Annotated in this window: 15 protein-coding genes and 1 tRNA gene; 8 read left to right on the top strand and 8 right to left on the bottom strand. The window is 62.7% G+C overall.

Annotated elements, in window-relative coordinates:
• Positions 1-24: 24 nt before the first annotated feature.
• Together HUK72_RS04300 and HUK72_RS04295 are read left to right on the top strand one after the other, a co-directional pair.
• Positions 25-1,314 (top strand): alginate export family protein, encoded by a 1,290-nt coding sequence (locus tag HUK72_RS04300; protein ID WP_176595683.1) that lies wholly within the window; start codon positions 25-27, stop codon positions 1,312-1,314.
• Positions 1,315-1,402: 88 nt separating this feature from the next.
• Positions 1,403-1,600 (top strand): hypothetical protein, encoded by a 198-nt coding sequence (locus HUK72_RS04295; protein ID WP_218036144.1) that lies wholly within the window; start codon positions 1,403-1,405, stop codon positions 1,598-1,600.
• A 318-nt stretch (positions 1,601-1,918) separates the two neighbouring features.
• Here HUK72_RS04295 and HUK72_RS04290 read toward each other — a convergent pair.
• The 3 genes from HUK72_RS04290 to HUK72_RS04280 all read right to left on the bottom strand — a co-directional run bounded on the left by HUK72_RS04290 (position 1,919) and on the right by HUK72_RS04280 (position 3,871).
• Positions 1,919-1,995, bottom strand: a tRNA-Pro gene (locus HUK72_RS04290).
• Positions 1,996-2,129: 134 nt separating this feature from the next.
• A complete protein-coding gene (locus HUK72_RS04285) occupies positions 2,130-2,342 on the bottom strand; it encodes a hypothetical protein (RefSeq protein ID WP_013846652.1) in 213 nt (70 codons plus the stop codon).
• 155 nt (positions 2,343-2,497) lie between these two features.
• Positions 2,498-3,871, bottom strand: a complete 1,374-nt coding sequence (locus tag HUK72_RS04280; protein ID WP_176595682.1) for a M28 family peptidase — start codon at positions 3,869-3,871, stop codon at positions 2,498-2,500.
• A gap of 102 nt (positions 3,872-3,973) precedes the next feature.
• Between HUK72_RS04280 and ettA the strand changes: the two genes are divergently transcribed.
• Positions 3,974-5,659, top strand: a complete 1,686-nt coding sequence (gene ettA / locus HUK72_RS04275; protein WP_176595681.1) for an energy-dependent translational throttle protein EttA — start codon at positions 3,974-3,976, stop codon at positions 5,657-5,659.
• Between the two features lie 378 nt (positions 5,660-6,037).
• Here ettA and HUK72_RS04270 read toward each other — a convergent pair whose 3' ends face one another.
• The 3 genes from HUK72_RS04270 to HUK72_RS04260 are packed head-to-tail and all read right to left on the bottom strand — an operon-like array spanning position 6,038 to position 7,708.
• On the bottom strand, positions 6,038-6,319 hold the full coding sequence (locus HUK72_RS04270; protein ID WP_176595680.1) for an acylphosphatase: 282 nt from the start codon (positions 6,317-6,319) through the stop codon (positions 6,038-6,040).
• Positions 6,319-7,053, bottom strand: coding sequence for an NYN domain-containing protein (locus tag HUK72_RS04265; RefSeq protein ID WP_176595679.1), 735 nt, complete (start codon positions 7,051-7,053; stop codon positions 6,319-6,321). Before HUK72_RS04265 ends, HUK72_RS04270 begins: the two co-directional genes overlap by 1 nt.
• Before the next feature lies 1 nt (position 7,054).
• Positions 7,055-7,708: a carbonic anhydrase gene (locus HUK72_RS04260; RefSeq protein ID WP_176595678.1), complete on the bottom strand. Its 654-nt coding sequence runs from the start codon at positions 7,706-7,708 to the stop codon at positions 7,055-7,057.
• A 20-nt stretch (positions 7,709-7,728) separates the two neighbouring features.
• Here HUK72_RS04260 and lipA point away from each other — a divergent pair, with 20 nt between their 5' ends.
• Both lipA and HUK72_RS04250 read left to right on the top strand, forming a co-directional pair.
• Complete coding sequence (gene lipA, locus HUK72_RS04255; RefSeq protein WP_176595677.1) at positions 7,729-8,706, top strand: lipoyl synthase; 978 nt, start codon at positions 7,729-7,731, stop codon at positions 8,704-8,706.
• A 5-nt stretch (positions 8,707-8,711) separates the two neighbouring features.
• Positions 8,712-9,188, top strand: coding sequence for a type II toxin-antitoxin system RatA family toxin (locus HUK72_RS04250; RefSeq protein ID WP_176595676.1), 477 nt, complete (start codon positions 8,712-8,714; stop codon positions 9,186-9,188).
• Here HUK72_RS04250 and HUK72_RS04245 read toward each other — a convergent pair.
• Both HUK72_RS04245 and HUK72_RS04240 read right to left on the bottom strand, forming a co-directional pair.
• Positions 9,134-9,652: a CinA family protein gene (locus HUK72_RS04245; protein ID WP_176595675.1), complete on the bottom strand. Its 519-nt coding sequence runs from the start codon at positions 9,650-9,652 to the stop codon at positions 9,134-9,136. The genes HUK72_RS04250 and HUK72_RS04245 overlap by 55 nt on opposite strands.
• A gap of 5 nt (positions 9,653-9,657) precedes the next feature.
• Positions 9,658-10,824, bottom strand: coding sequence for a bifunctional 2-C-methyl-D-erythritol 4-phosphate cytidylyltransferase/2-C-methyl-D-erythritol 2,4-cyclodiphosphate synthase (locus HUK72_RS04240; protein WP_176595674.1), 1,167 nt, complete (start codon positions 10,822-10,824; stop codon positions 9,658-9,660).
• A 106-nt stretch (positions 10,825-10,930) separates the two neighbouring features.
• Between HUK72_RS04240 and dusB the strand changes: the two genes are divergently transcribed.
• The 3 genes from dusB to ntrC are packed head-to-tail and all read left to right on the top strand — an operon-like array spanning position 10,931 to position 14,501.
• Positions 10,931-11,950, top strand: coding sequence for a tRNA dihydrouridine synthase DusB (gene dusB, locus HUK72_RS04235; RefSeq protein WP_176595673.1), 1,020 nt, complete (start codon positions 10,931-10,933; stop codon positions 11,948-11,950).
• Positions 11,947-13,056 carry a nitrogen regulation protein NR(II) gene (locus tag HUK72_RS04230; protein ID WP_176595672.1) on the top strand — a complete coding sequence of 370 codons (1,110 nt, stop codon included), beginning with the start codon at positions 11,947-11,949 and terminating at the stop codon, positions 13,054-13,056. The genes dusB and HUK72_RS04230 overlap by 4 nt, the downstream gene beginning before the upstream one ends.
• Complete coding sequence (ntrC, locus tag HUK72_RS04225; RefSeq protein ID WP_176597739.1) at positions 13,056-14,501, top strand: nitrogen regulation protein NR(I); 1,446 nt, start codon at positions 13,056-13,058, stop codon at positions 14,499-14,501. Before HUK72_RS04230 ends, ntrC begins: the two co-directional genes overlap by 1 nt.
• The last annotated feature ends 45 nt before the right edge of the window (positions 14,502-14,546 follow it).

Here is a 14,546-nt window from a genome sequence, read left to right as displayed (position 1 = left end):
TCGGGAGCAAATGAAGGGGGATTTATGAAGAAGGTTTCTTTCCTGTTGTCGGCTTCGGCATCGATACCGGCTCTGGCCGCTATCGCGGCGCCGGCGCAGGCACAGGCGCAGGATGTTGTGTTCAAGCCGATCGTCGAGGCGCGGCTGCGTTACGAGACGGTCGATCAGGCCGGTCCCGCGCCACTCACCAGCAGCCGGGATGCCGATGCAGTGACGATGCGGGTGCGCGCAGGCGGCGAGATTTCCAAGGGGCCTTGGGCATTCCTTGCCGAAGCCGAAGGCACGCTGGCGATCGATGAGGATTATAATAGCGGCGTCAATGGGAAGACGCTCTATCCGATCGTCGCTGATCCGGAAAATGTCGAGGCCAATCGGGTCCAGATCCAGTATCGCACCAAGCCTTTGATCGTGACCGTGGGACGGCAGCGGATCAATCTGGACGATCAGCGCTTTGTCGGTTCGGTCGCCTGGCGGCAGAATGAGCAGACCTTCGATGCGGTGCGCGTCGAATATATGGGCGTGAAGAATCTCAAGGTCGACGTCACCTATGCGATTTCGGCGCGGACCATCTGGGGCATTGACGGCGGCAAGTTTGGTGCGACCAACCGGCCGACGAACATCGACGGCGACAATGTTTTCGCCAATATCTCCTACAAGACCAAGTTGGGGACGCTGACCGGCTTTGCCTATCTGGTGGACGAGGATGAGGCTGTCGTCGCGCTGCGGCGGAACAGCAGCCAGACCTATGGCGCACGTTTCGTGGGCGCGGTGCCGTTCACGAAGAAGGTGAAGCTCAGCTACCTCGTCAGCTATGCGAAGCAGAGCGATTATGCGACCAACCCGGTCGATTATTCGGCGGACTATGTCGCGGCCGAACTGGGGCTCGACGTCGCGGCCTTCAAGCTGACGGGCGGCTATGAACTTCTGGGGTCGGATGCGGGCGCGACGGGGATTGCGGGCGGTTTCGCCTTCCAGACGCCCTTTGCGACGTTGCACAAGTTCAACGGCTGGGCCGACAAGTTCCTGACCACGCCGGGCACCGGCATTCAGGACTATTATGCAGGGATCGGCTATACCGTACCGAAGCTGGGCAAGGCGGGGCCGCTGGTGGCGTCCTTCACCTATCATCACTTCAGCAGCGACCGGCTGTCGATCCATTATGGCGACGAATATAACGCGCAGGTATCGCTGAAGATAAACAAGCATCTGAGCGCGCTCGTCAAATATGCCGATTATGACCGCAAGGGAATCGCCAGTTACACCGGCGATGCTGACACCAAGAAGTTCTGGGCGCAGATCGATTATGCGCTCTGATTTGTAACGGCGGGGCGACGCCGCCGTTGTCTGGGGCGCCATCGCTGCCGGGTCTTGGAAGGACCGGCGGCGGTGGCGTTCCGCCTATGTGGAGGCTGTGGCGGCCGGTAGAGTGCATATTGCGGAGAGGCAGCGCCAAGGCAATGGCGGAACATCTGCCTGGCTTCGGCAGTTGGACAAGCAAAGGAACAAAAGAGGATTAGGTCAGATGGGCAAAGGCATTCTGCTGTGGCTGCTGGGCGTGCCGATCCCCATCATCATTATTCTCTGGCTGCTGTTTCACTGACATCTACGGATGCGGTAGCGAAGAACGCGCCGCGACCACGCAAAAGCGAAATCGGACCATCGATGGGGTGCTCACCAATAGGTGCAGGCCGTGCGCATCGAACAGCTTGAGCGACTTCGCCCCAGCCTTCGCTGCCTTGCACTCCTTGTCCGTCCACATCCAACGCCCCCAGTGCCAAAGGAGCGCGTCCCCACAACGCCCCCAAAGTGGTCGGGAAGGGGTGCAACGGGATGGGACACCCCGGCATGGCCGAATGGCCAAAAACTGCCGCGTTTGCAACAGTTTCAGGAAGGGATGAGACAGTGTGGAAAAGGTAGGTGGTCGGGGAGACAGGATTCGAACCTGCGACATCCTGCTCCCAAAGCAGGCGCGCTACCAGACTGCGCTACTCCCCGGCGCTCGCGGGCCTTAGCGGTGAAAAGTGCCGCCCGTCAATCTCGCTTTTGGCCTTCAATGGCTTGCCCGCATAGAAAAAGGGCGGATCGTACCAAGACGATCCGCCCTTTCGAAAATCTCGCTGAAGCGAAGATTATTCGGCGTTCGCGGCGTTGCCAGCGACGTTCGCAGCGTTCGCGGCGTTGTCGGCAGCGTTCGCGGCGTTGTCAGCAGCGTTAGCAGCGTTCTCGACAACGTTCTCAACAACAGCGTTCGAAGCGTTCGCGGTCTCGTTGGCCGGCTTCTCACCGCAAGCGGCGAGGGCCATCAGGCCGGCCGAAGCGAAAACAACAGCGATCTTCTTCATTGTGTACGGCTCCCATAGCATTTTGCCGCGTCGCCACGCCAAAATCGTGACTTACGCGAGCGACCCGCATTAACGTGTGCGCTGCACAAATCAATGCTTTTCTGCGTCGGTGAAGCGACAGAATCACGCGACAAGCAGTTGTCTACAATAAAAGTTCAATTATCGCCTAGCGATTCCGGCGCATTTGCGATTTCGAAAAGTGCAACTGCCCAGGCGGCGACATTCTGCTGAAGCTGCGCCGGATCGATCTTGTCCAGCGTGTCGTCCGGCGTGTGGTGAATGTCGAAATAGCGGGTGCCGTCCTGCTGGAGATCGACCACCGGAACGCCCGCCTTCACCAGCGGTTCGATGTCCGAACCGCCACCCGCGGGCAGGCGGCTGGCGCCGATGCCGAGCGGGGCGAGACCGGCCGTGATGCGGCGGGCGAGGGGGTCATGCCCTTGCGGCAGCTTGAAATCGACGCGCCACACGCGGTCGGCGCCGAAATCCGATTCCATCGCCATGGCATGGGCTTCCTTGCCATGGGCGTCATAATAGGCGCGGCCGCCATTGCCGCCGACTTCCTCCGCGCCCGCCATCAGCACGCGGATGGTGCGGCGGAGGGCCCCGGCCTTGGCGGCCTGGAGGGCGGCGGCGGCCACAATACCGCAGCCCGCGCCGTCGTCGATGGCGCCGGTTCCCTGGTCCCAGCTATCAAGGTGGCAGGCGGCGACGACGACGCCTGCCTTGGGATCGCTGCCGGGGATTTCGGCCAGGACATTGCCCGATGGCTGGTCCTTCAGCATTTTCGAGCTGAGCGTCAGATGCAGCCGCACCGGCTGCCCCCGTGAGACAATCCGAGCGAGCTGCTCGGCATCAGGCATGCTAAGCGCGGCGGCGGGGATAGGCTTCACGCCATCCGCCCACATCTGGACGCCGGTATGCGGCTGGCGGTGATTGTCGGTGCCGATCGAGCGGATCAATATGGCGATCGCGCCCTTTTTCGAGGCGATGCTCGGCCCCTGGCGGCGGGCGGCGCCGAAAGTGCCGTAGGAGCTGCCGTCCTGGGTCGCGTGCATGGCGTGGCTGACGAAGGCGATCTTGCCGATCAGGTTGCCATCGGGCGCGGCTTCGAGGTCGGCCAGGGTCGGGAAATAGGCGACTTCACCCTCTATGCCCTTGTCCGGAGTGGAGGCGCTGTTGCCGAGCGCGGCAAGCACCAGATTCTGCGGGAAGGGCGAGATCAGGCGGGCTTCGTCACGACCGCGCAGCCAGACGGGCATGGTATAGGGTTCGGCGCGGACGTTGGAGAAACCAAGGCTTTTCAGCTTTGCCACAGCCCAGTCGCGGGCGCGGGCCTCCTGCGGGGTGCCTGCGGGGCGGGGGCCGACTTCGGTCGTCAGACCCTCGATGAAGTCCATCGCGACCCCGTCCGTCAGGGCGGCGGCGCGAATCGCGTCCACGCCAGACGGCGCGGCAAGGAGCGGGAAGGGGGTGAAGATGCTGCCGAGGAGAAGGGCGGCAAGCGTGCCCGATCGGATTTTCTGCATGGATGAAGGCTTAGCGGGCCATCCCCCATTTGCCAACGCGTTCCGCCTCCGCTAACCCGGCGCCGATTTCCAACGATTGACCCTTCGGAGCTGCTTCAAGCCATGTCCGCCTCGTCCCAATACGCCTTCGTCATGAAGAGCATGACCAAGAGCTTTCCCGGCGCCCCCAAGCCGGTGCTCAACCAGATCAACCTGCAATTTTATCGCGGGGCGAAGATCGGCATCGTCGGCCCCAACGGCGCGGGCAAGTCGACCCTGATGAAGATCATGGCCGGCATCGACAAGGATTTCTCCGGCGAGGCCTGGCCGGGCGAGAATATCACGGTGGGTTATCTGGCGCAGGAGCCGCAGCTCGACCCGAGCAAGACCGTGCTGGAGAACGTGAAGGACGGCGCGCGCGAGATCGCGGACAAGCTGGATCGCTTCAACGAGATCAGCATGATCATGGCCGATCCGCCGGAGGACGTCGATTTCGACGCGCTCATGGAGGAAATGGGCACGTTGCAGGAGCAGATCGATGCGGTCGATGGCTGGACACTCGACAACCAGCTTGAAATCGCGATGGAGGCGCTGCGCTGCCCGCCTTCGGACTGGCCGGTGGACAGCCTGTCGGGCGGTGAAAAGCGCCGCATCGCGCTGACCCGCCTGCTGATCCAGAAGCCGGACATCCTGCTGCTCGACGAACCGACCAACCACCTCGATGCCGAAAGCGTCGAGTGGCTGGAAAACCATCTGAAGGAATATGCCGGGGCGGTGCTGATGATCACCCACGACCGCTATTTCCTCGACAATGTGGTCGGCTGGATTCTGGAACTCGATCGCGGCAAATATTTCCCTTATGAGGGCAACTACTCCACCTATCTGGAGAAGAAGTCCAAGCGTCTGGAGCAGGAAGACCGCGAGGCGACCGGCCGCCAGAAGGCGATCAACGACGAGCTGGAATGGATTCGCGCGGGCACCAAGGGCCGCCAGACCAAGTCCAAGGCGCGTATCAAGAAGTTCGAGGAACTGGTCGCCAGTCAGGAGAACCGCACGCCGGGCAAGGCGCAGATCGTCATCCAGGTGCCGGAACGCCTGGGCGGCAAGGTGATCGAGGCGAAGAACATCTCGAAGGCTTATGGCGACAAGCTGCTGTTCGAAAATCTCTCCTTCATGCTGCCGCCGGGCGGCATTGTCGGCGTGATCGGGCCGAACGGCGCGGGCAAGTCGACCCTGTTCAAGCTGATCACCGGGCAGGAACAGCCCGATTCGGGTGAGATCGACATCGGTTCGACCGTGCGACTGGGCTATGTCGACCAGAGCCGCGATCATCTCGATGCGTCGAAGAATGTCTGGGAGGAAGTGTCCGACGGCCTCGATTATGTGAAGGTCAACGGCCACGACATGTCGACCCGCGCTTATGTCGGCGCCTTCAACTTCAAGGGGCAGGACCAGCAGAAGAATGTCGGCAAGCTGTCGGGCGGTGAGCGCAATCGCGTGCATATCGCCAAGATGCTGAAGAAGGGCGGCAACGTGCTGCTGCTCGACGAACCGACCAACGATCTTGACGTCGAAACGCTGGCGGCTCTGGAAGAAGCGATCGAGAATTTCGCGGGCTGCGCCGTGGTGATCAGCCACGACCGCTTCTTCCTCGACCGTCTGGCGACGCATATCCTGGCGTTCGAAGGCGACAGCCATGTCGAATGGTTCGAGGGCAATTTCGAAATGTATGAGGAGGACAAGCGGCGTCGTCTGGGCGATGCGGCGGATCGTCCTACGCGGCTGGCTTACAAGAAGCTGACCCGCTGATTTGCCTGTGCGGTGCGGGGGCGATGATGGGCTTGCAATGATTGCAATCTTTGTTTCGCTTTTCGCACTTGCAAAATGATATGTTGCAGTGCACATAGAGAGGGCCTTTCAGGCATCCTCTCCTAAAACTTTCAGGCCGGTCCCCTTGGGATCGGCCTTTTTTTGCCGTGTGAGGGGATGTGTTTTGGCCAGGAGCGGTCATTAAGCGCATCGTGCTCCTGCGAAGGCAGGAGCCCAGCCCCGCCTCCAGTGGATTATCGCACCGCCTGAACTGGGCTCCTGCCTTCGCAGGAGCACGATATGCCCTAAGAAGACGGCGGCACTCAAACTGTTTGGAAACCAGTCATTCCCGCCACTAGGCTGCAACGGCGGGAAAGATCAGCAGGTCGGCCGCTTCTGAAAGGATGCGAGTCCCTCGACATCGACATTCGCAACATCGATCCGCGCCACATGCGCCGCGGGCGGTCCATCATGCGCAAGGCTGATGAATTGTCCAACCGCCTGCTCCGCCCCCTCCACCAGCGCTTCCACGCTGCCGTCCATGCGATTGCGGACCCAGCCTGCAAGGCCGAGCCCACTCGCCGTTTCCACGGTCCAATTGCGGTAGAACACGCCCTGCACCCGGCCAAGGATTATCAGATGCCTGGCGATGACCGCCATCAATGCACCCGCTTGATCCAGGTCTGGCCGTCGCGGCTTTCCACCTTGAAATTCTTGATCGAGCGGACGAGGTCCGACAGCCGCTTGAACCCGTAATTGCGCGTGTCGAAGCTGGAGCGGTTGCCCGCAAGCTGGCCCACTTCGCTGAGCCGGGCAAAGCCCTGATCGTCGCGCTTCACCGCATTATAGGCGTCGATCAGCAGCTTGACGAGATCGGGCGCAACCTCCGTGCCGTCGACGGCATCAGTGTCGTCATCCAGAACCTCCTGCTCGACGGGGGTTTCCGGTATATTGGTCAGCGCGCCGACATCGATGAAGCGGGTGCAGGCGCTGCGGAAGGCTTGCGGTGTCTTGTCCGTGCCGAAGCCGTAGACGGGCAGCCCCTCCTGCCGGATGCGGGTGACGAGAGGCGTGAAATCGCTGTCGCTCGACATCAGACCAAAGCCGGTGACGCGGCCCGACGCCATCAGGTCCATGGCGTCGATCGTCATCTTCATGTCGGTGGCGTTCTTGCCCTTGGTGAGGTCGAACTGCTGCTGCGTTTCGATCGCCTGAGTCACGGCCTGCCGCGCCCAGCCCTTGAGCGCGGGCTTGCTCCAATTGCCGTAGGCGCGACGGATATTGACGGTGCCCAGTTCCGCCAGAACGGTCAGCACAGGGTCGAAATGGTCAGCGGACACATTGTCGGCGTCGATCAGCAGGGCGATATTGCCGCTGGGGATCGGCGCCGTCATGTCAGGCGTCCAGCGGGGCGGGATGGAATTCGCCGTTCGCCTCGTCCAACAGATGAAGTTGGCCGTCGGCAATGGCGAAGAAGGCGCCGATCAGCTTGATCTCGCCATCGCGCTCCTTGGTTCGGACGCAGGGGAAGCTGCGCAGATTGGCCAGGCTGACCTTGACCCCTTCCTGCTCCATGGCGCGTTCGGCGTCGCGGCCGCTATTGTCGTCGCCAAAGCGTTCCACCACCTTTTTGCGGGCCTCGTCGAGCAATTCGATCCAGTTATGGATGAAGCCGCCTTCGCCCGGAGGCGCGTCCTTCAGCGAATGGGTGAGCGCCGCCTTGCAGCCACCGCACTTGCCATGGCCCATGACGACGATCTCACTCACCTTCAGCACCTGGACCGCGAATTCCAGCGCGGCGGAGACGCCATGGCGGCCGGGATTGGTTTCGAAGGGCGGCACCAGAGCGGCCACGTTCCGGACCACGAAGATCTCTCCAGGACTGGTGTCGAAGATCTGCGCGGGGTCGACTCGGCTATCGGAGCAGGCGATCACCATGACGCGGGGGCTTTGCCCTTCATTGAGTTCGTCCCAGCGCTCGCGCTGTTCCGTCCAGCCGGTGTTGCGGAAACGGCGGTAGCCGGCGAGCATGTCAGCGAAATCGGTCATGCGCCGGTCTGTGCCGAACAATGATGGGGCTGGCAAGAGCGCTCTTCCATCGCTATCTGGGGCGCATGACCGATATTGCTCCGATCCCAGCCAATCGTCCCGAACGCGCCCGCAAGCCCGACTGGATTCGTGTGAAGGCGCCGACCAGCCCCGGCTATCATGAGACGCGCAAGCTGATGCGGGAGAAGGGGCTGGCGACGGTGTGCGAGGAAGCGGCTTGCCCCAATATCGGGGAGTGCTGGACCAAGAAGCACGCTACGGTGATGATTCTAGGCGATGTCTGCACGCGGGCCTGCGCCTTCTGCAACGTCAAGACCGGCATGCCGCGCAAGGTCGATCCCAACGAGCCGCAGAATCTGGCCGATGCCTGCGCGGAAATGGGGCTGGAGCATATCGTCATCACCTCGGTCGACCGCGATGACCTGCCCGATGGCGGCGCGTCGCAGTTCGTGAAGGTGATCGAGGCGCTGCGCCGCACGACTCCGGATACGACCATCGAAATCCTGACACCGGACTTCCGGAACAAGCATGAACGGGCGGTCGAGATGATCGTCGCGGCGCGGCCGGACGTCTATAATCATAATCTGGAGACGGTGCCCCGGCTCTATCCGACCATCCGTCCAGGTGCGCGCTACTATGCGTCGCTGCGGCTGCTGGAGACGGTGAAGAAGTTCGATCCGTCCATCTTCACCAAGTCCGGTATCATGCTCGGTCTGGGCGAGGAGCGGCTAGAGGTCCATCAGGTGATGGACGACATGCGATCGGCCGACATCGATTTCCTGACCATGGGGCAATATCTTCAGCCAACGCCGAAACATGCCAAGGTGATGGAATTCGTCACCCCGGCGGCGTTCAACGCCTATGCGGCGATTGCGCGGGCGAAGGGCTTCCTGCAGGTGGCGTCCAGCCCGCTCACGCGGTCCAGCTACCATGCGGGCAAGGATTTTGCCGAAATGCGCGCAGCCCGCGAGGCGCAACTGGCGAAGGCCGCCAAGTAAGAGCGATGCCGAAGCATAACGAAACAAGGCCGCTTCCCTATACGCCCGAACAGATGTTCGACCTGGTGGCAAATGTCGAAGCCTATCCCGAATTCCTGCCTTGGGTCAGCGCGATCCGGGTGCGGTCCGACAACGAGTCGGAAATGGTCGCGGACATGATCGTGGGCTTCAAGGGGATCAAGGAGAGCTTCACCTCCCGCGTCCACAAGCACCAACCGGATCATGTGCGGGTCGATTATCTCGACGGGCCGCTCAAGCATCTCCACAATGAATGGAACTTCCGCGACGATGGCCAGGGCGGGGTGCTGGTGGATTTCGAGGTTGAGTTCGAATTCAAGAGCAAGCTGTTCGAAATGCTGGCGGGCCAGGTGTTCGACAAGGCGCTGCGCAAGATGATCGGCGCGTTCGAGACCCGCGCTGCGGAGCTTTACGGCGCGGGCGAGTCGGGCAGCAGCAGTTCGAGCGCGCAGAGCGCCGCCTGAAGGCGGACGCCGCCCCGACCCGTATCCCCGAAATGATGCATGTCGGCCACGATCTTGTCGGGGCTGGCGCCGCGTTCGGCGCGGGCGAAGACGACCGTGCCGACCGGCTTCTGCTCCGATCCGCCGCCGGGACCGGCTATGCCGGTGATGGCGACGGCGACATTGGCATGGCTCTTGGTGAGCGCGCCCTGCGCCATGGCCCAGGCGGTGGCGATGGAAACCGCGCCGAAGGTTTCGATGACATCCTGCGAAACTTTGAGAAGCTCACTCTTCATGTCATTGGAATAAGTGATAAAACCTGCCTCAAACACTTCCGATGATCCGGCGATCTCCGTCAACGCGGCGGAGACCAGTCCGCCGGTGCAGCTTTCGGCTACGGCTATGGTGCGGCCGGCGCGGCGGTTGGCGATGATGACGCGCTCGGCCAATTCGACCAGCGAAGCGGGAAGGATGCTATCGGGCATGGCGATCAGAATAGCGCGGGGAGGGAGAGGGTGGCAACAGCCTGCGCGGCGATGCCTTCGCGGCGACCTGCAAAGCCCAGCCGTTCCGTCGTCGTGGCCTTCACGCTGACCCGGTCGAGGGAAAGGCCCAGTATTTCCGCGATCCGGGCGCGCATCGCGTCCCGATGCGGGCCGATCTTCGGCGCTTCGCAGATCAGCGTGAGGTCGACATGTTCGATGAAGCCGTCCCGTTTTGCGACGCGCTGCGCCGCATAATCCAGGAAGCGGGAGGAGGCTGCGCCGCGCCATTGCGGATCGGATGGCGGAAAGTGACTGCCGATGTCGCCCTCCGCCAGCGCGCCCAGCAGCGCGTCGACCAGCGCGTGGATCGCCACATCGGCATCGCTGTGGCCCGTCAGGCCGCGGTCATGGGGAATACGGACGCCACAGAGCCAGAGTTCTTCATCGGCCGCCAGCCGGTGGACGTCATAGCCCATGCCGGTCCGGATGCTGCGAGCGGCGCCCAGCCGGGCTTCGGCGCGGAGAAAATCTTCGGCGTAGGTCAATTTTTCCAGCCTTTCATCGCCAGCGACGAGAGTGACGTCATGGCCTGCATGCCGCAATATCTGGGCATCGTCGGTCGCCTCCTGCGCGCTATCCCACGCCCGGTGCGCGGCCAATAGAGCGTCGAAATGGAAGGCCTGCGGCGTCTGGACGCGGAACAGGCCATTACGGTCGACGACATCCCCGGCACTGTCATGTTCGTTCCTGACCAGAGTGTCTACGACCGGCAAAGCGGGAATGGCGCCTGGTGCGTCGTTCAGGGCGGCGACAAGCCGGTCGATCACCGTCCTAGGAAGAAAGGGACGGGCCGCGTCGTGAACCAGGATGCGCGCTGCACCGCCGATGGACGCGATGTGCTCAAGACCGGCGCGGACAGAACCACGGCGGCTGTCGGCACCTTCAACGATCGCGGTCACCGAACGCCCTTCCAGCGCAGTCCGCGCATCGCCTTCTTGGGCCGCGCCGACGACCAGGACGATGGAGTCGACCGCCGGATGCTTTGCCAGCGCGTCGACGGCATGGGCGAGCACCGGCTTGCCGCCGATCAGGCGATATTGCTTGGGAATGTCGCCGCCTGCGCGGCTGCCCTGGCCTGCCGCGACCAGCAATGCGACGTTTCTGTCTCTCATGGCGGCGCCTGTATCGCAGTGCCGGACGAACCGCCAGACCCGGCTTGCTTGCCGTTGGGACGGATTTCCGCTAAGGGCTGCCTGTTTTTTAGGCAGTGATCATGTGATGCAGACGCTTTCTCCGATTTCCATTGGCCCGGTGACGATTGACATGCCGGTCGTGCTGGCCCCCATGACCGGCGTGACGGACATGCCGTTCCGCACGCTGGTGCGCCGCTATGGCTCCGGCCTCAACGTGACGGAGATGATCGCGACGGCGGCCATGATTCGCGAGACGCGCCAGTCGCTGCAAAAGGCCGCCTGGCATCCGCTGGAGGAGCCGGTTTCGATGCAGTTGGCGGGTTGTTCGCCCACCGAAATGGCGGAGGCGGCGAAGCTGAACGCAGATCGCGGCGCTGCGATCATCGACATCAACATGGGCTGCCCCGTGAAGAAGGTCGTCAATGGCGATGCGGGCAGCGCGCTGATGCGTGACCTGCCGTTGGCGGCTTCGCTGATCGAGGCGACGGTGAAAGCCGTCGACGTGCCCGTCACGGTCAAGATGCGCATGGGGTGGGACCATGCCAGCCTCAACGCGCCCGAACTGGCCCGGATCGCAGAGGATCTGGGCGCAAAGCTCATCACCGTTCATGGCCGCACCCGTTGTCAGATGTACAAGGGTTCGGCCGACTGGGCCTTCGTGCGGAGCGTGAAGGAGGCTGTGTCGCTGCCTGTGATCGTCAATGGCGACATCTGCTCCATCGACGATGCGGCAAGTGCGCTGGAGCAGAGCGGCGCCGATGGCGTGATGATCGGGCGGGGCGCCTATGGCCGACCCTGGCTGATCGGGCAGGTGATGCATTGGTTCCGCACCGGGGAGCGGCTGGCCGATCCTTCGCTGGAAGAGCAATATCGCGTGATTACAGAACATTATCGCGCGATGCTGGAGCATTATGACAACCATACCGGCGTCAACATGGCCCGCAAGCATATCGGCTGGTACACCAAGGGCCTGCCAGGTTCGGCCGAGTTCCGCAACGCCGTGAACCAGGAGCCGGACGGCGATGTCGTGCTGGATATGCTGGCGCGCTTCTACGAACCGCTGATCGCTGACGAAAGTCTGGTCGAGACGCGCAAGGCGGCATGACGGCGGACATGACGACCATCCCGTCGCTCCGGCCGCAACAGGATGGACCTTCGCTTTCCGAATTGATGACGGCATTGCCGGTCGCGACATTGGTGGTGCGGCCGGACAACAGCATTGCCGATGCCAACGTCCGGGCCGAAACGCTGCTTAACATGGCGCGCTCCGCCATTGTCGGCAGCGACATAGCGCGGACCATCCGCATGGCGGAGATGGGTGCGCGTTTCGACATATGGCACAGCAACAAGCCGATCGCGGCCTATGACATCCGCGTGCATGCCGGGCGGACGGCGGAGATGGAGGTCGATCTGATGATCGCGCCCATCGTCGATCATGAAGGCTGGCGCGTGGTGTCGATCCATAGCCAGAGCCAGGCGCGCAAGATCGGCCACCGCGGGACGGCGGGCGGCGCGCGTTCGGCCATGGGCGCAGCCGCGATCCTGGCGCATGAGATCAAGAACCCGCTGTCCGGCATCAGGGGCGCGGCGCAATTGCTGGAGTCGGGCAATGAGGGGCAGGACGCCGCGCTGACGCAGCTCATCTGCAACGAAGTGGACCGGATCGCTGCCTTGATCGACCGCATGCAGGATTTCACGACCGACCGGACGCTGGAATGCCGGAGCGGGAATATCTATCCGCTGATCGACAGGGCAGCCAATATCGCCGCTGCCGGATTTGCAAAAAATATCCGTATCACAAAAAGTTATGATCCATCGCTGCCATTCGCCAACATCAATGACGATGCGCTGGTGCAGGTGATGATCAACCTGCTCAAAAATGCCGCCGAAGCGTTGGAGCATAAGGAAAAGCCGCGCATAAGGGTCGAGACCGCCTTTCGCCATGGCGTCTCCGTCGTGGTGGGGAAGGGGAAGGGCAGCGCGGTGCTGCCCATCGAAATCCTGGTCGTCGACAATGGGCCGGGCGTTCCGGAACATATTTTGGACCATCTGTTCAATCCCTTCATCACCGGAAGGCGGGACGGCACGGGGCTGGGACTGGCGCTGGTGGACAAGCTGGTGCGCGACATGAGCGGGTTCGTGCAATATTCGCGCGATCATGAGGCAGGGGAATCGACTTTCCGCATCCTGCTGCCGATGGGAATGGGATGATGGCGGCAACAGGCGCGATTCTGGTGGTGGATGACGATCCGGCGATTTGCGTGGTCGTCGGGGAAGCGCTGCGGCGGCAGGGCTACAGGGTCAAGACGGCGGCCTCCATCCGCGAACGCAGCGCCCTGTTGGAAAGCTTTTCCCCCGACGTCCTCATCACCGACGTCATGCTGCCGGATGGCGACGGGCTTGACGGCATATCGGAGATATTGGAGCGCCGGCCAGCGCTGAACATCATCATCCTGTCGGCGCAGAACACGCTGAACACGGCAATCCGGGCTACGGAGAAAGGGGCGTTCGAATATCTGCCCAAGCCTTTCGACCTCAACGAACTGACGCGGGCCGTGTCCGACGCCATCGGTTCGGGGAAGGGCGCAGACGAGGAAGCCTCCGACGCCGGCCTGCCGCATGATGGCCTGCCGCTGGTCGGACGCTCTCCGGCGATGCAGGAAGTGTATCGGACGATCGCCCGCGTCCTGTCGAACGATCTCAGCATATTGGTGCTGGGCGAATCCGGGACGGGCAAGGAATTGGTGGCGGAGGCGATCCACAGCCTGGGCCAGCGGCGGACAAAGCCCTTCGTGCCGATCAACATGGCCGCCATTCCGCGCGAACTGATCGAAGCGGAACTCTTCGGCTATGAGAAGGGCGCCTTCACCGGTGCCCATGCCCGCACGGCCGGCAAGTTCGAACAGGCCCAGGGCGGCACCTTGTTCCTGGACGAGATTGGCGACATGCCGATGGAGGCGCAGACCCGGCTGCTCCGGGTCTTGCAATCGGGAGAAGTGACGACCGTCGGCGGATCGAAATCGGTCAAGGTCGACGTCCGCATCATCGCCGCGACGAACAAGGATCTGCCCCGGCTGATCGAGGAAAACCGCTTCCGGCAGGATCTCTATTACCGCCTTAACGTGGTGCCCATCGCGCTGCCCGCGTTGCGCGAGCGGCGGGAGGATGTGATCCTGCTCGCCCGCCATTTCCTGGACCGTGCGGCGCAGGACGGGCTGCCGCGCAAATCGCTGGCGGAGGATGCGGCGCAGTTGCTGATGGCCTATCATTGGCCGGGCAATGTCCGCGAATTGCAGAATTTGATGCAGCGTCTGGCTGTGCTGAGCCGCGAGAATATGATCACCGCCGACATGCTGCGCAACAGCCTGCCGCTGGATGCGGTGCCGGCGGATTATGCCGCCTCTGGCGACCTGCTGGGGCAAGCGGTGCGGGAATGGGCGAAGCGGCAATTGGGCATCGGCCTCACGCAGCCCAACCGCAACCTGCATGACGATCTGTTGGCCGTGGTCGAACCGATATTGTTCCAGGAAACGCTGGCCAGCGTCGACGGGAACCAGATCCGCGCTGCCGGCCTGCTGGGCATCAACCGGAACACGCTGCGCAAGAAGCTGACCGACTATGGGCTCGACCCTTTGCAGCTTCGGATCAGCGATTGAGGGCCGGCAAGACGAACCGCCCGCCCTTTTCGACCGGAAGCCGGG

Origin of the sequence: Sphingobium sp. 15-1 (assembly GCF_013375535.1) — a bacterium.
Classification (GTDB): Bacteria; Pseudomonadota; Alphaproteobacteria; order Sphingomonadales; family Sphingomonadaceae; genus Sphingobium; species Sphingobium aromaticivastans.
Note: the sequence above shows the minus strand (reverse complement) of the source record. Positions and strands in the feature narration are given on the sequence as shown.

Bases quoted from the DNA above. Each gene is read 5' to 3' on its own strand.
- ntrC (WP_176597739.1), top strand. From the start codon at position 13,056: ATGGCGGCAACAGGCGCGATTCTGGTGGTGGATGACGATCCGGCGATT.
- HUK72_RS04300 (WP_176595683.1), top strand. From the start codon at position 25: ATGAAGAAGGTTTCTTTCCTGTTGTCGGCTTCGGCATCGATACCGGCT.
- HUK72_RS04250 (WP_176595676.1), top strand. From the start codon at position 8,712: ATGCCGAAGCATAACGAAACAAGGCCGCTTCCCTATACGCCCGAACAG.
- lipA (WP_176595677.1), top strand. From the start codon at position 7,729: ATGATGGGGCTGGCAAGAGCGCTCTTCCATCGCTATCTGGGGCGCATG.
- HUK72_RS04260 (WP_176595678.1), bottom strand. From the start codon at position 7,708: ATGACCGATTTCGCTGACATGCTCGCCGGCTACCGCCGTTTCCGCAAC.
- HUK72_RS04265 (WP_176595679.1), bottom strand. From the start codon at position 7,053: ATGACGGCGCCGATCCCCAGCGGCAATATCGCCCTGCTGATCGACGCC.
- dusB (WP_176595673.1), top strand. From the start codon at position 10,931: ATGCAGACGCTTTCTCCGATTTCCATTGGCCCGGTGACGATTGACATG.
- HUK72_RS04240 (WP_176595674.1), bottom strand. From the start codon at position 10,824: ATGAGAGACAGAAACGTCGCATTGCTGGTCGCGGCAGGCCAGGGCAGC.
- HUK72_RS04245 (WP_176595675.1), bottom strand. From the start codon at position 9,652: ATGCCCGATAGCATCCTTCCCGCTTCGCTGGTCGAATTGGCCGAGCGC.
- HUK72_RS04280 (WP_176595682.1), bottom strand. From the start codon at position 3,871: ATGCAGAAAATCCGATCGGGCACGCTTGCCGCCCTTCTCCTCGGCAGC.
- ettA (WP_176595681.1), top strand. From the start codon at position 3,974: ATGTCCGCCTCGTCCCAATACGCCTTCGTCATGAAGAGCATGACCAAG.
- HUK72_RS04270 (WP_176595680.1), bottom strand. From the start codon at position 6,319: ATGGCGGTCATCGCCAGGCATCTGATAATCCTTGGCCGGGTGCAGGGC.
- HUK72_RS04230 (WP_176595672.1), top strand. From the start codon at position 11,947: ATGACGGCGGACATGACGACCATCCCGTCGCTCCGGCCGCAACAGGAT.
- HUK72_RS04285 (WP_013846652.1), bottom strand. From the start codon at position 2,342: ATGAAGAAGATCGCTGTTGTTTTCGCTTCGGCCGGCCTGATGGCCCTC.